This window comes from Enterobacter sp. GER_MD16_1505_Eko_090 (assembly GCF_003331015.1).
Taxonomy (GTDB): Bacteria; Pseudomonadota; Gammaproteobacteria; order Enterobacterales; family Enterobacteriaceae; genus Enterobacter; species Enterobacter roggenkampii.
In genome coordinates, this window is record NZ_PUQF01000009.1 from 169,627 (window position 1) to 183,817 (window position 14,191).

12 protein-coding genes are annotated in these 14,191 nt (G+C 56.9%); 8 read left to right on the forward strand and 4 right to left on the reverse strand.

Annotated elements, in window-relative coordinates:
• Nucleotides 1-28: 28 nt before the first annotated feature.
• The 3 genes from C6A40_RS12470 (at nt 29) to C6A40_RS12480 (ending at nt 4,128) form a co-directional block, all read left to right on the forward strand.
• Nucleotides 29-871 (forward strand): 23S rRNA (adenine(2030)-N(6))-methyltransferase RlmJ, encoded by an 843-nt coding sequence (locus C6A40_RS12470; protein WP_045336752.1) that lies wholly within the window; start codon nt 29-31, stop codon nt 869-871.
• A gap of 71 nt (nt 872-942) precedes the next feature.
• Nucleotides 943-2,295, forward strand: coding sequence for a glutathione-disulfide reductase (gene gorA / locus C6A40_RS12475; protein WP_008503120.1), 1,353 nt, complete (start codon nt 943-945; stop codon nt 2,293-2,295).
• A gap of 183 nt (nt 2,296-2,478) precedes the next feature.
• The gene (locus C6A40_RS12480; protein ID WP_008503121.1) at nt 2,479-4,128 is read left to right on the forward strand and encodes an alpha,alpha-trehalase; all 1,650 of its coding nucleotides are present in this window, start codon (nt 2,479-2,481) and stop codon (nt 4,126-4,128) included.
• A gap of 59 nt (nt 4,129-4,187) precedes the next feature.
• Here C6A40_RS12480 and C6A40_RS12485 read toward each other — a convergent pair whose 3' ends face one another.
• Entirely contained in the window at nt 4,188-5,777 is a 1,590-nt protein-coding gene (locus C6A40_RS12485) for an STY4199 family HEPN domain-containing protein (RefSeq protein ID WP_021242148.1), read from the reverse strand.
• Between the two features lie 147 nt (nt 5,778-5,924).
• Here C6A40_RS12485 and C6A40_RS12490 point away from each other — a divergent pair, with 147 nt between their 5' ends.
• Together C6A40_RS12490 and C6A40_RS12495 are read left to right on the forward strand one after the other, a co-directional pair.
• Nucleotides 5,925-6,464: a GNAT family N-acetyltransferase gene (locus C6A40_RS12490; RefSeq protein ID WP_025910199.1), complete on the forward strand. Its 540-nt coding sequence runs from the start codon at nt 5,925-5,927 to the stop codon at nt 6,462-6,464.
• A 71-nt stretch (nt 6,465-6,535) separates the two neighbouring features.
• Nucleotides 6,536-6,874 carry a lysozyme gene (locus C6A40_RS12495; protein ID WP_045336753.1) on the forward strand — a complete coding sequence of 113 codons (339 nt, stop codon included), beginning with the start codon at nt 6,536-6,538 and terminating at the stop codon, nt 6,872-6,874.
• Here C6A40_RS12495 and C6A40_RS12500 read toward each other — a convergent pair.
• Both C6A40_RS12500 and C6A40_RS12505 read right to left on the reverse strand, forming a co-directional pair.
• On the reverse strand, nt 6,853-7,455 hold the full coding sequence (locus C6A40_RS12500) for a response regulator transcription factor (protein ID WP_023294761.1): 603 nt from the start codon (nt 7,453-7,455) through the stop codon (nt 6,853-6,855). The two genes, C6A40_RS12495 and C6A40_RS12500, sit on opposite strands and share 22 nt — an antisense overlap.
• 154 nt (nt 7,456-7,609) lie before the next feature.
• Entirely contained in the window at nt 7,610-8,368 is a 759-nt protein-coding gene (locus tag C6A40_RS12505; protein WP_045336754.1) for an SDR family NAD(P)-dependent oxidoreductase, read from the reverse strand.
• A 119-nt stretch (nt 8,369-8,487) separates the two neighbouring features.
• On the opposite strand from C6A40_RS12505, the gene C6A40_RS12510 reads away from it, so the two are divergent.
• From C6A40_RS12510 to C6A40_RS12520, 3 genes are all read left to right on the forward strand, one after another.
• Nucleotides 8,488-9,387: a LysR family transcriptional regulator gene (locus C6A40_RS12510; protein WP_008503127.1), complete on the forward strand. Its 900-nt coding sequence runs from the start codon at nt 8,488-8,490 to the stop codon at nt 9,385-9,387.
• 50 nt (nt 9,388-9,437) lie between these two features.
• The gene (gene yhjD / locus C6A40_RS12515) at nt 9,438-10,463 is read left to right on the forward strand and encodes an inner membrane protein YhjD (RefSeq protein ID WP_008503128.1); all 1,026 of its coding nucleotides are present in this window, start codon (nt 9,438-9,440) and stop codon (nt 10,461-10,463) included.
• 260 nt (nt 10,464-10,723) lie between these two features.
• Nucleotides 10,724-12,046 carry an MFS transporter gene (locus tag C6A40_RS12520; protein ID WP_008503129.1) on the forward strand — a complete coding sequence of 441 codons (1,323 nt, stop codon included), beginning with the start codon at nt 10,724-10,726 and terminating at the stop codon, nt 12,044-12,046.
• Nucleotides 12,047-12,139: 93 nt separating this feature from the next.
• On the opposite strand, the gene C6A40_RS12525 is transcribed toward C6A40_RS12520, so the two are convergent.
• Complete coding sequence (locus C6A40_RS12525) at nt 12,140-14,182, reverse strand: AsmA family protein (protein WP_008503226.1); 2,043 nt, start codon at nt 14,180-14,182, stop codon at nt 12,140-12,142.
• Between the last annotated feature and the right edge of the window lie 9 nt (nt 14,183-14,191).

A 14,191-nucleotide genomic window follows, 5' to 3' on the forward strand; every position in this document is an offset into this window, starting at 1 on the left:
TCGTCAATTCAGCGGAATATCATTACCCATGCTCAGTTATCGCCACAGCTTCCACGCAGGCAACCACGCCGACGTCCTTAAACACACCGTTCAGAGCCTGATCATCGAATCGCTCAAAGAGAAAGAAAAGCCGTTTCTCTATCTGGACACGCACGCGGGCGCGGGCCGTTATCAGCTGAGCGGCGAGCATGCCGAGCGTACCGGTGAATATCTGGAAGGGATCGCCCGCATCTGGCAGCAGGACGACCTGCCTGCCGAGCTGGAGCCGTACATCGGCGTGGTGAACCACTTCAACCGCAACGGCCAGCTGCGTTACTACCCGGGATCCCCGCTGATTGCCCGCCAGCTGCTGCGCGAGCAGGACAGCATCCAGCTGACCGAGCTGCATCCGAGCGACTTCCCGCTGCTGCGTTCTGAATTCCAGAAAGACAGCCGCGCCCGCGTGGAAAAAGCCGACGGCTATCAGCAGCTGAAAGCCAAGCTGCCGCCGGTTTCCCGCCGCGGCCTGGTGCTGATCGACCCGCCGTACGAAATCAAAACCGACTATCAGGCGGTGGTAACCGGTATCCACGAAGGCTACAAACGCTTCGCCACCGGGACATACGCCCTGTGGTATCCGGTGGTGCTGCGCGCGCAAATCAAGCGCATGATCAAAGAGCTGGAAGCCACCGGCATCCGCAAAATCCTGCAGATCGAGCTGGCCGTGCGTCCGGACAGCGACCAGCGCGGCATGACCGCCTCGGGCATGATCGTCATTAACCCGCCGTGGAAGCTCGAAGCGCAGATGAACAACGTGCTGCCGTGGCTGCACAAAACGCTGGTGCCAGCCGGTACGGGTCATACCTCCGTCAGTTGGATCGTGCCGGAGTAATCGCAGCCATCGGTGGAAACTATTGATTTCAGGTATACAATCGCGGCAATTCACGATTAAGGACAAAAGCTATGACTAAGCATTATGACTACATCGCCATCGGCGGTGGCAGCGGCGGCATCGCCTCCATCAACCGCGCGGCCATGTACGGCCAGAAGTGTGCGCTGATTGAAGCCAAAGCGCTGGGCGGCACCTGCGTGAACGTAGGTTGTGTACCGAAAAAGGTGATGTGGCATGCGGCGCAAATCCGTGAAGCTATCCATATGTATGGCCCGGACTACGGCTTTGACACCACCATCAACCACTTCGACTGGGACAAACTGATCGCCAGCCGTACCGCCTACATCGATCGTATTCACACCTCCTACGACAACGTGCTGGGCAAAAATAACGTCGACGTTATCCACGGTTTCGCTCGCTTCGTTGATGCGAAAACGATCGAAGTAAACGGTGAGACGATCACCGCCGATCACATCCTGATCGCCACCGGCGGCCGTCCGAGCCACCCGAACATCCCGGGCGTGGAATACGGCATCGACTCTGACGGTTTCTTCGAGCTGCCTGCCCTGCCTAAGCGCGTTGCCGTGGTGGGCGCGGGTTACATCGCGGTGGAGCTGGCTGGCGTGATTAACGGTCTGGGTGCCGAAGCGCACCTGTTCGTGCGTAAACACGCGCCGCTGCGCAGCTTCGATCCGCTGATCGTTGATACGCTGGTTGAAGTGATGAACACCGAAGGCCCAACCCTGCATACCAACGCCGTGCCAAAAGCGGTGGTGAAAAATGCAGACGGCAGCCTGACGCTGGAGCTGGAGGATGGCCGCAGCCAGACCGTCGATTGCCTGATCTGGGCGATTGGTCGTGAACCGGCGAACGATAATTTCAACCTGGGCGTGACCGGCGTGAAAACCGACGAAAAAGGCTATATCGTCGTCGATAAATTCCAGAACACCAGCGTACCGGGCATTTATGCGGTCGGCGATAACACCGGTGCCGTTGAGCTTACCCCGGTTGCCGTTGCGGCGGGCCGCCGTCTCTCCGAGCGCCTGTTCAATAACAAGCCGGACGAGCATCTGGACTACAGCAACATCCCGACCGTGGTCTTCAGCCACCCGCCAATCGGCACCGTCGGCTTAACCGAGCCGCAGGCGCGCGAGCAGTATGGCGACGACCAGGTGAAAGTGTATAAATCCGCGTTTACCGCGATGTATACCGCCGTTACCTCCCACCGTCAGCCGTGCCGCATGAAGCTGGTCTGCGTCGGCCCGGACGAGAAGATTGTCGGTATCCACGGCATTGGCTTCGGCATGGATGAGATCCTGCAGGGCTTTGCGGTAGCGCTGAAGATGGGCGCGACCAAGAAAGACTTCGACAACACCGTGGCGATCCACCCTACGGCGGCGGAAGAGTTTGTCACCATGCGTTAATGCATAAGCCCCTCTCCGGAGGGGCTTTTTTTATTCACATTCATAAATCGTTGCAAAACGAATGCTCCGAAAAGAGTGATCTACCGCACATATCCCTCCACATCTACCGAAGCGAATGTCTACGCTTATAAGACGCCCGGATAAACCTGTCTTTTGAACACACAACCGGAGGTCCCTATCACCATGTTCAACCAGAAACTACAGGCTACCGAGAACATCGAATTCGAGATTGCAGAAGAGCTGCGCTACGAGACCGATCCCTGCGAGTTGAAACTGGATGAAATGATTGAGGCGGAGCCGGAACCCGAGATGATCGAGGGGCTACCCGCCTCCGATGCACTGACGCCCGCAGACCGCTATCTTGAACTGTTTGAGCACGTGCAGTCCTCGCGCCTGTTCACGGACAGCAAAACCTTTCCCGACTGCGCGCCGAAGATGGATCCGCTGGATATCCTGATCCGCTACCGCAAGGTCAGACGCCACCGGGATTTCGACCTGCGCCAGTTTGTGGAAAACCACTTCTGGCTGCCGGAGACCTACAGTACGGAATATGTCTCCGACCCCGGTCTGTCCCTCAAAGAGCACATTGACAGCCTGTGGCCGGTGCTGACGCGCGAGCCGCAGGATCATATTCCCTGGTCTTCCCTGCTGGCGCTGCCCCAAGCCTATATCGTTCCCGGCGGACGATTCAGCGAGACTTACTACTGGGATTCCTATTTCTCCATGCTGGGGCTGGCGGAGAGCGGTCGTAACGATCTGCTGAAATGTATGGCGGATAACTTCGCCTGGCTGATTGAACGCTACGGGCATATTCCCAACGGCAACCGTACCTATTATCTCAGCCGCTCCCAGCCGCCGGTCTTTGCGCTGATGGTGGAATTGTTTGAGGAGGACGGCGTGCGCGGTGCGAAACGCTATCTGGAACACCTCAAAATGGAGTACGCCTTCTGGATGGACGGCGCGGAGTCGCTCCTGCTTAACCAGGCCTACCGCAGCGCCGTGCGTATGCCGGACGGCTCGTTGCTCAACCGCTACTGGGATGACCGTGATACCCCGCGCGATGAATCGTGGATTGAGGACGTGGAAACTGCCCGCCATTCGGGCCGTCCGCCAAACGAGGTGTATCGCGACCTGCGCGCCGGGGCGGCGTCCGGCTGGGACTATTCCTCCCGCTGGCTGCGCGATCCGTCGCGGCTCGCCAGCATCCGCACGACGCAGTTTATCCCCATCGATCTGAACGCCTTCCTGTACAAGCTGGAAAGCGCAATCGCCAACATCTCGGCGTCGAAAGGGGATAAAGAGACGGCCGACCTGTTCCGCCAGAAAGCCAGCGATCGCCGCGAGGCGGTGAACCGCTATCTGTGGGACGAGGAGAGCGGCTGTTACCGCGATTACGACTGGCGACGCGAAGAGCTGGCGCTGTTTTCTGCCGCCAGCATTGTGCCGCTGTATGTCGGCATGGCGACCCATGAGCAGGCCGAGCGCCTGTCTGATGCGGTCAAGGCGCGACTGCTGACGCCGGGCGGGATTCTGGCGACCGAGTACGAAACCGGCGAGCAGTGGGATAAACCCAACGGCTGGGCGCCGCTGCAGTGGATGGCGATCCAGGGGTTCAAGCAGTACGGCAACGACTCGCTGGGGGATGAAATCGCCTGGAGCTGGCTGCATACGGTGAACCATTTTTATCAGACGCATCATAAGCTGATTGAGAAGTACCACATCGCCAGCAGCACGCCGCGCGAAGGGGGCGGGGGTGAGTATCCGCTGCAGGATGGTTTCGGCTGGACGAACGGCGTGGTGCGGCGGCTGATTGGGTTGTATGGGGAGCCTTGAATAGGGTGCGGTCTGGTGCCCTCACCCCGGCCCTCTCCCACGGGGAGAGGGAGGAGAGATCAGCGAATCACCTCATAAATGGCGCTCTGAATAGACTGCCATTTTTTGGTGGTGGCATCCGGCTGTGACTTCGCACGGCGTGTGGCCATGTCGAGATCGTGCTGCTGGCGTTTCACCACCGCTGGCACGGTGCAGAAAGCTTTGAGGTACTCTTTACGTACCGAGGTCAGAGACTCGCCGTTCGACATCGCGTGGCTGAGCGTGTTGATGAAGCGCCGACACGGCTTCTCCTCCACCATGTTTTGCCGGTAGCGTAGCATCAGTTCCAGCACGTCGTCATAGCCTGCCGACATCGCCTCTTCGGTCCAGGACAGCTTCCAGTCCATACCGCCCTGCAAAAAGAGCTGGGTCACGCGGGTGTCGTTGCGGTTAATGGCCGAGCGGAAATTATTCTCGTCCCAGGTCACTCCCATGCGCGTGAGCGTTTCGCGCGAGGAAGGCGTCTCACGCATTTCCTGTGGCGGCGCCGCTTCAGCCGCGCTGACGGCCGCAGGCTGCGGTTTACTGCTGGTCACCAGCCAGAAGCCTCCCGCCACGATGGCAATCACCATAACGCCAACCGCCCCCCATAACGCACCGGAAATGAGCTGCTCGCGTTGTTCGGGGGTGCGCGGCGCGCGCTGGGTCGGCTTTTCAATGGTGTCACGGACTTCAAACAGATCCCCACCGGTGACCCGATCCATTTTCTGCGCCTTTTCCCAGAAGGTATGCAGTTCGCTGGCATCTACCGCCATGAATCCCGCCGGATTGACGCGCGTTCTCCCCTCTTCAAACGCGCGTTGAACGGGCCGCGCGATCTGCGCGTAGTAGTTATCCAGCAGCTGAATTTGCGCCGAGCTTAACGTTTTCTGGACGGTGATGTTGTTGCGAATTTGCCGAATGTCATCGAGGAAGGTTTGCAGCGTTTTACGCGGTTCAACCAGCAGCGTCAGCATGGACGGGTCGCTGAACAGCGAAGCGTAATAGCGGCTGAACTCTTTTTTATCCACCAGCATTTGCGCCAGTTCGCTGAACATCATGCCGCTCAGGACATCGTTGATCTCGCCCAACTTCAGCCAGCGCCGTACGCGGTCGGCGTTAAACAAAGTCTTGAGATGGTTATTCAGCCTTACCTGATCGGGCCAGGCCTGCTGGATGAGCCCTTTTATCATGAGCTCTATCGCCCGCACCTGCTTATGCGCCTGCTGCTGCTGAAGTTCGCTGCCCGGAGTCAGCTCCGTGCTGTAGGTCAACAGCGGCTGCTGCAGGCGAAGGTGCTCCAGCGCGGTGACAAACCGCATCGCCGCAATCAGCTGGTTTTCACTCACATCCTGTCCGCTTTCATACTGCGGCACGCGCTGCTGCAGCAGGCGCAGCTGGAGCGTAAATTCCGACATCTCGGCATCATTCAGGTTGAGCTTTTTCGCCACGGCTCCCCAGCCGCCCAGGGCTAATCGCGCGCTGTCCAGTTGTTCCAGAAACCAGCGTGGATCTTTGCCCTCAGAAGCATGTACATTCAGAAGAAGCAAAATTTCCACCGACGCATGGCGAATGACCGCCAGACAGTGTTCGAACTGTTCGCGAATATGATGTGATGTGCTGAGAGTCATTGTTTTCCTTAAGCGACAACGAAGACATCCGGGTTGGCACGTAACGGCCTTTTTTCTTTTTATTTATACGCGGTTAACCATACCTGACTTTCTGTTGAAATAAAGTGACAACCCTAAAATCATTTAAAATGTTTCAGGAGAATCTGAATGCCGGTTTTAATTACCCCTCGCCTGAACTGCTCGCCTTTACAAGAAGAAGACTGGCCCTTTTTTCTGGCGCTACAGCAGCATCCCGACGTCATGCGCTTTGTGGCGGAAGACCGCCCCGTCGCGGCGATCCGCGAGGCGTTTGATTCGCGCCTGACGCCCTGGACGCCAGGGAGCGCGCACTGGCTGTGCCTCGTCGTGCGTGACGCCGCTTCCAGGGCTCCGTTGGGCGTCACCGGGTATATTCATCGGGAGGAGGATTGCGCTGAGGTCGGTTTTCTTTTCGCTCCCGAGGCGCAGGGGAAAGGTTACGGCTTTGAATCCCTGAAAGCGCTTTGCGATTACGCTTTTCATCAGGGCGGTATACGTCGACTTACCGCCACCGTCACCGCCGGGAATGTCGCCTCACGACGTCTGCTGGAAAAAGCCCGCTTTTGCCTGGAGGGCGAATTACGCGAGAGCTATTACCTTGCGGGACGTTGGCATAATGACTGGTTATTTGGTTTATTGCGGCAGGAATATCTGAATAACAATCCCTGATCAATAGCCATTTGGCGGATATTTCTCGTACCTCATTTCCACTACAGTGTCGCCATTAAGAGGAAATGAATATGAAAGAGCATGCGCTGAAAATATCTTCTGCCGCCATCGCGTTAATAAAGAAACATCAGGGTCTTTCTCTGGAAAAATATCGTGACGAAAAAGGATTATGGGTTATCGGCTATGGCCACGTTATCCGCGATCAGGAGCATTTTCACGGCCCTGTCACACCTCTGGAGGCTGAGACTTTGCTGCGCGAAGATATCCGGTTGTGTGAAGCGCTGCTGCGGGAAAATATGACACGTCCATTAACCCAACAGCAGCATGATGCGCTGGTGATGATGATATTCAGTTTCGGAGAGATAACGTCGCTCTCAAACGCGCTTTTTCAGGCCGTCGCCCGGGTATAATACATGGCTGCCTGCGTTCTGTTTTTCACGTCCAGCCGCCGGAAAAGCGCCTCGAGGTGCGCTTTTACCGTGGCCGCACTGATGTTCAGATTGCGGCCAATCTCTTTATTCGACTCCCCCGCCGCCAGCAATTTCAAGACTTCGCGCTGGCGCTCGCTCAAGGATAATAATGCCTGAGGCGACGTCGGCTCTCTGACCCACTCTCCGGGAAAACAGACCATCCCTCTGGATACCGAATCCAGTACGGCGGAAAACCGTTCGGGATTGGCGTTTCGGGGAACAATGGCCATGACGTTTCGCTGCCGCAGCTGCTCAGCACATTTGGCCTCTTTTTTCGCCAAAATCAGAATCACACGTATTGCCGGAAAGCGATGCAGGATCGCTTCCAGCAAAGTGCTCCCTTCGTCCTGAATTAAATTCCCATCAATCATGACGATAGCCGACGGTGAAGCAGAAATCTGAGTCCATAAATCTTCTGCCTGACAGGTCCCAGTTATATTTATTTCCGGAATCAACCTCTGAAGACTGTGTATCGCTCCGTGAATAAAGAGTGACTGCCTGTCAAACATGATTACTCGCATCGTTTTTTCCCCTCTGAGAATAGCGAAGGGGGATTCTACAGAGGCATTATTTAAGAAAAAACTCAACGAATGGATACGTTACAAATCCCCGGGGTTCTTTATATCTGTCAGTATTTAGACACATTTATTTTAAGGATTTACTCAAGCGCATACCTCACAGGAACATACCGCCTGATACTTCAATACGTTGCGCATTCATCCAGCCCAGTTTGTCGCTGAGCAGTGCCGCAATGGCATCGCCGATATCGTCAGGCAGCCCCACCCGCCCCAGCGCCGTCTGGGACGCCAGCATCTGGTTGAGCTCCGCGTTGTCACGCACGTGTCCGCCGCCAAAGTCGGTTTCTATTGCGCCAGGCGCAATGATATTGACGGAGATGCCGCGCGCGCCCAGCTCTTTCGCCTGATAACGCGTCAACACTTCCATTGCTCCTTTCATCGCCGCGTAGGTCGCCGATCCCGGCTGGGTAAAACGGGCCAGCCCGCTGGAGACGTTGAGGATCCGTCCGCCGTCGCTAAGCAGCGGCAGCAGGCGCTGCGTCAGGAAGAAAGGTCCTTTGAAATGAACGTTCAGCGCCTCGTCAAACTGGGCTTCCGTCGTGTCGGTATAAGGCGCATATAAACCCGTCCCGGCATTGTTCAATAAATAGTCAAACGTTTCACGCTGCCAGACGCTCTTAAGGGTCTCCTGAAGCTGTTGGGCAAAATGCTCAAAACTCGTGATATCCCCGACGTTGAGCTGCAATGCCGCCGCGTTGACGCCTGTTTCCTGAATTTCATGCACAACGTCCAGCGCTTCCTGCTGGCTGCGGTTGTAGGTCAGCACAATTCCCGTGCCGTCTGCCGCCAGCTTTAAGGCAGCGTTTTTACCCAAACCACGGCTACCACCCGTCACTAATGCGATACGTTCAGTCATCATAAACCTCGTTTTGGCTGTTATGGAGATTGAGTAAGAGCTTATTAGGTGATAGAAAATCAATAAAGATGAGTTAAAACGCTTCACTGTTTCAGCACAAACAACAATGAGCTACATCTATGGATAAAATTCACGCAATGCAGCTGTTTGTTCGCGTCGCGGAACTGGAGAGTTTTTCCCGCGCGGCAGAAACATTAACGTTGCCGAAAGGCAGCGTGTCACGACAGATTCAGGCCCTCGAAAACCGGCTTGGCACCCAGCTATTGCACCGCACCACCCGCCGCGTCAGCCTGACGCAGGACGGTATGGTCTATTACGAACGGGCAAAAGATCTGCTGGCAAACCTCGATGAGCTGGACGGTATGTTTCTGCACGATCCCTCCAGCATCAGCGGACGGCTCCGCGTGGATATGCCCGTCGCCGTTGCTCGAAATTTAGTCATCCCCAAACTGCCTGCTTTTCTGCAGCATTATCCGGGCATCGAGCTGGAGCTCAGCAGCAGCGATCGTCTGGTGGATGTGATCCGCGAAGGGTTTGACTGCGTGGTACGCGTCGGCACCCTGAAAGATTCAGGGCTTATTGCCCGACCGTTGGGCAAGCTGTCGGTGATTAACTGCGCCAGCCCGGATTATCTGGCGCGTTTTGGCTACCCGGAAACGCTGGACGATTTAGGCTCGCACGCCGTCATTCACTACACCGCTACGCTGGGAACTCGCCCACAGGGCTTTGAGTTTTATAACGGCAGTACGACGCAGTGGATAAAAACGGGAGGGGTGTTAACTGTTAACAGCACCGAAACTTACCAGGCTGCCTGCCTCGCCGGGCTGGGCATCATTCAGGTTCCGCGGGTTGGGGTGCGAGATTTACTGCGCGCGAAGAAACTGATTGAAATTCTCCCGCAATACCGGGCCGAACCAATGCCTGTTTCCCTGATTTATCCCCACCGGCGCAACCTCTCCCGCCGGGTACATCTGTTCATGGAGTGGCTGACCGAACTCACAAAAGCTTACGTGGACTAGTCGCAAGCTATAATTCAGTAACATCCAGCCAAACGAAAAGGAAAAGACGCGTGACGCCGGAAAATAACCCGCAACGACCCACCCAACATTTAGAGTATGAACCCATCAAGAAGATGGAGACCGAGCCGGAAGAGACCAGGTCTCCAGGTACCGCCAGCAAAGCGCTGGGGACCGTCACCGGCATTATCGCCAGAATTCAGCAGTTTCCCATGATTGCGCATCTGATACGTGCGACCGAACGCTTTAATGACCGCATGGGAAACCAGTTTGGTGCCGCCATCACCTATTTTTCCTTCCTGTCGATGATCCCAATCCTGATGGTGTCGTTTGCGGCGGCCGGTTTTGTGCTCGCCTCGCACCCGACGCTGTTGCAGGATATCTTTAACAAAATCCTGAATAACGTCAGTGATCCAACCCTTGCCAGCACGCTCAAAAGCACCATCAATACCGCCGTCCAGCAGCGCACCACCGTCGGTATCGTCGGTTTGCTGATTGCCCTTTACTCCGGCGTTAACTGGATGGGCAACCTGCGCGAGGCCATTCGCGCCCAGTCGCGCGATGTCTGGGAGCGTAAGCCGCAGGATCAGGAGAAGATTTGGGTGAAGTATCTCCGCGACTTTGTTTCGCTGATTGGCCTGCTCGTCGCGCTCATCGTGACGCTGTCCATTACCTCCGTGGCGGGCTCGGCGCAGCAGATGATCATCTCCGCGCTCTACCTTGATTACATCGAATGGCTGAAGCCCGCCTGGCGCAGCATTGGGCTGGCCATTTCCATCTTCGCCAACTACCTGCTGTTCTTCTGGATCTTCTGGCGCTTGCCCCGTCATCGTCCCCGCAAGAAGGCGCTGATCAGAGGGACACTGATCGCGGCGATAGGCTTTGAGGTGATTAAAATCGTGATGACCTACACCCTGCCGTCGCTGGTGAAATCCCCTTCCGGCGCGGCGTTCGGCTCGGTGCTGGGGTTAATGGCGTTCTTCTACTTCTTCGCACGTTTAACCCTGTTCTGCGCCGCGTGGATCGCCACTGCCGAGTACAAAGACGACCCGCGAATGCCGGGCAAAACGCACCGTTAACCTCTCTCCCGGGCTGAAATTTCAGCCCGATTCATCATTTCAGCATATAAATCCAGTCCGTAACTTTTATTTAACCGAAAACCAGTTTTATTGACTGATATTTAAAATTTGTGAAGCATTTCATAGACGTGTTTTGGCTGGCCTGAAAATTATCCGCTTTTTGTTGCTTTTATCACCTGGTCGCGGCTTTGTTACAGATTGAAATGTCGCTTTTGCTGTGCGTAATATGGCCTTTCGTTCGACAAAAATAAGAAAATATTATGCAAGCAACCGCCACCACACTCGACTCAGAAACGGAAAACGTTCCGGTAAATTCGCGCAATAAAGTTGTCGTCGCCTCGCTGATTGGCACCGCCATCGAGTTCTTCGACTTTTACATTTACGCCACCGCGGCGGTCATCGTCTTCCCGCACATTTTCTTCCCGCAGGGCGATCCGACGGCGGCCACGCTGCAGTCTCTGGCGACCTTTGCTATCGCGTTTGTTGCGCGTCCGATTGGCTCCGCGCTGTTTGGACACTTTGGCGATCGCATCGGACGTAAAGTGACGCTGGTGGCCTCGCTGCTGACGATGGGGATCTCCACCGTGGCGATCGGCCTGCTGCCGACGTATGAGACCATCGGCATTCTGGCGCCGGTCCTGCTGGCGCTGGCGCGTTTTGGTCAGGGTCTGGGCCTGGGTGGTGAATGGGGTGGCGCGGCGCTGCTGGCCACCGAGAACGCCCCGGCGCGCAAGCGCGCGCTGTATGGTTCTTTCCCGCAGCTTGGCGCACCGATTGGCTTCTTCTTCGCCAACGGGACGTTCCTGCTGCTCTCCTGGCTGCTGACGGATGAACAGTTCATGAGCTGGGGCTGGCGTATCCCGTTTGTCTTCTCAGCCGTGCTGGTGCTGATTGGCCTGTACGTGCGTGTTTCTCTGCATGAGACCCCTGTTTTCGCGAAAGTGGCCGCGGCGAACAAGCAGGTGAAAGTGCCGCTGGGCACGCTGCTGACCAAACACGTCCGCGTGACCGTACTGGGCACGTTTATCATGCTGGCCACCTACACGCTGTTCTACATCATGACCGTTTACTCCATGACCTTCAGTACCGCCGCCGCGCCGGTTGGGCTGGGTCTGCCGCGTAACGAAGTGCTGTGGATGCTGATGATGGCGGTGATCGGATTTGGCGTGATGGTTCCGATTGCGGGCCTGCTCGCGGATAAGTTCGGTCGTCGCGCAAGCATGATCACCATCACCACGCTGATCGTTCTGTTTGCTCTGTTCGTCTTCCCGCCGCTGCTGGGTTCAGGCAGCCCGGCGCTGGTGATGGCCTATCTGCTGATTGGCCTGAGCCTGATGGGGTTGACCTTCGGCCCGATGGGGGCGTTGCTGCCAGAGCTGTTCCCGACGGAAGTGCGTTATACCGGCGCGTCGTTCTCCTACAACGTCTCGTCTATTCTGGGCGCCTCCGTTGCGCCGTATATCGCCACCTGGCTGCAGGCAAACTACGGCTTGTTCTATGTGGGCGTTTATCTGGCGGCCATGGCGGCACTGACGCTGATTGCGCTGCTGCTGACGCACGAGACGAAGCACCAGGCTCTGTAAGCTAATGCCGGGTGGCGGCTACGCCTTACCCGGCCTACGATTCAAATGTAGGCCGGGTAAGCGCAGCGCCACCCGGCAAAAACAGGCTGCACCTTACTTCTTCATTTGCGACAAAATGGTCCGGCATTGATTCGCCTCGCCTTCTGATGGCGATATCAACGCCAGCAGCGCTGCGGCGGGGGTAACCAGCGTCGCGAGGGCTGCGGCCACCGCGCCACGCGCAATCAGCGGTCCGGGCTTCACGCCCGCCTGCGGATTTTTGAAGGTTCCGCGCACGTACAGCGGCGAGCGCAGGGTGATGATACGGATCCCCTTACTTTCCGGATCGATGGTCAAATCCAGCTGTTCGGACGCCATACTGGCGGTACCGGTCACGTTAATCACCGCATTTTCCGTGTCGAAGGCAAAAATCTGCGGACGCGCCACGCCGTTAACCAGATCCAGATTGGCCGCCGCGCAGTTCACCCGCACCTCATCATCACCGAAGATTTGCCCGATGATATAGTTCCCGACGTTCAGGCCCAGGATCTCCATCAGGTTGCGGCTCACCAGCCCGTCGTTCATCAGCAGCTTCAGGTTGCCATTACCGCTGCCCAGCAGCGCCGCCACGGAGTTCCCCACGCCGCGGATGTCGGCATCGCCGTTCATCTCGCCGAGGGTCTTCTGCATCAGCTCGACATTCGGCATCAGCGCTTTCAGCTTAAGCCTGCGGGCCTGAATCTCCGCGCGCCCCTGCATCGGCTTTTTATCGCCTTCCAGGTGAATGTTGGAGGAAATCGTCCCGCCCGCCATGCCAAACTTCAGCGGCTGCAGGCGCAGATCGGCATTTTTCAGGATGATATGCGTCGAGAGATCGCTCAACGGCAACGTGCTGCCATGCTCAATTTTACGCCCTTTGAAGCGGACGTCCGCATCCATCACGTTCCACTTATCGGTTTCAAAGCGATCGTAAGGCAGCACTTTTCCCGCAGGCTGAATGTCCTTTTTCACCTCTTTTGATTTTGTGCCTTTACCGGAATCCACGCCGATCAGCGGGCCGAGATCGGCCAGACGCAGCTGGCGGGACTCAACGTCCCCTTCCAGCTTCGGCCTCGGTTTTCCGGTGGTGTAGGTCAGCGAGCCGTGGATATCGCTGTCGCCGATGCGGCCGTTAAAATCACGGTAGTCAAAAACCGACGATTTTTCGCTGTCGATTTTGGCAACCAGATGCCCGTCCGTTTCGAACGGCGGGGTATCCGGCAGCAGCACGCCGGTCAGCTCATACAGCTCGCCCAGCGAATCACCGGCAAATTTAAGCTGAAGATCGACGCCGCCCATGTTCATCGGGTCGTTAACCGTTCCCACGAACGCCACGCGGGTGTTACCGGAGCGGAAGTCCGCCTGCACCGGGAACGGCGTGCCTTCGCTCCGGAGCGCCAGCATGCCGCCTATTTTCCCTTTACCGCTGAGCGGCTGGTCGTTGTAGCGTCCTTTTGCCGTCAGGCCGAAGACATAGTCGCCCACGCTTGCCGTGTCACCTTTGGCTTTCGTCCCCGTGACCTCGCTAAACGGCAGCGGCTTGCCGAGCGGATCGACCAGGATCTCCACGTCGGCCTTGCTGACCTTATCGTCGATGGCGATCCGCCCGCGATCGAAGAGAATATTGTCGAGACGGAATGACCAGGAGGAAGGCTGAGCATTCGGATCCTTTTCGCCATCGCTGGCAAGGTTGAACGTCCAGTTGTTGTTTTTTTCAGAGAGGCGGATCAGGCGCGCATCGGGCTGCTGAAGTTTGATCCACGGCAGATAGACCGTTTTGGTCAGCAACGCGAGCGGGGCCAGCGTGGCCTCAACGCGCGGCAGGTGGATCATGGTGACGTCCGGGATATCCGGCGGGTTACCGAGAATGATGTCGTCGGCGTGGACGTGCGGCCAGGGGATCCAGCTTCGCCAGCCGGGCTCCTCTTTCTGACGCTCCCACACGACCCCTAAATCACCGCGTATGGCGAAGGGGCGGTTCAGTTCGGTTGAGACTTTCTGGTTGATGGTCGGCTTAAGACGGTTCCAGTCAAACGTCGCGATAATGATGGCGACGACCACGATCAACAACAAGAAAATCCCTGCTGTCCAGGAGATCACCCTGGTTGTTCTTGTCATTTTTATCCC

Bases quoted from the DNA above. Each gene is read 5' to 3' on its own strand.
- C6A40_RS12470 (WP_045336752.1), top strand. From the start codon at position 29: ATGCTCAGTTATCGCCACAGCTTCCACGCAGGCAACCACGCCGACGTC.
- gorA (WP_008503120.1), top strand. From the start codon at position 943: ATGACTAAGCATTATGACTACATCGCCATCGGCGGTGGCAGCGGCGGC.
- C6A40_RS12480 (WP_008503121.1), top strand. From the start codon at position 2,479: ATGTTCAACCAGAAACTACAGGCTACCGAGAACATCGAATTCGAGATT.
- C6A40_RS12485 (WP_021242148.1), bottom strand. From the start codon at position 5,777: ATGACTCTCAGCACATCACATCATATTCGCGAACAGTTCGAACACTGT.
- C6A40_RS12490 (WP_025910199.1), top strand. From the start codon at position 5,925: ATGCCGGTTTTAATTACCCCTCGCCTGAACTGCTCGCCTTTACAAGAA.
- C6A40_RS12495 (WP_045336753.1), top strand. From the start codon at position 6,536: ATGAAAGAGCATGCGCTGAAAATATCTTCTGCCGCCATCGCGTTAATA.
- C6A40_RS12500 (WP_023294761.1), bottom strand. From the start codon at position 7,455: ATGCGAGTAATCATGTTTGACAGGCAGTCACTCTTTATTCACGGAGCG.
- C6A40_RS12505 (WP_045336754.1), bottom strand. From the start codon at position 8,368: ATGACTGAACGTATCGCATTAGTGACGGGTGGTAGCCGTGGTTTGGGT.
- C6A40_RS12510 (WP_008503127.1), top strand. From the start codon at position 8,488: ATGGATAAAATTCACGCAATGCAGCTGTTTGTTCGCGTCGCGGAACTG.
- C6A40_RS12520 (WP_008503129.1), top strand. From the start codon at position 10,724: ATGCAAGCAACCGCCACCACACTCGACTCAGAAACGGAAAACGTTCCG.
- C6A40_RS12525 (WP_008503226.1), bottom strand. From the start codon at position 14,182: ATGACAAGAACAACCAGGGTGATCTCCTGGACAGCAGGGATTTTCTTG.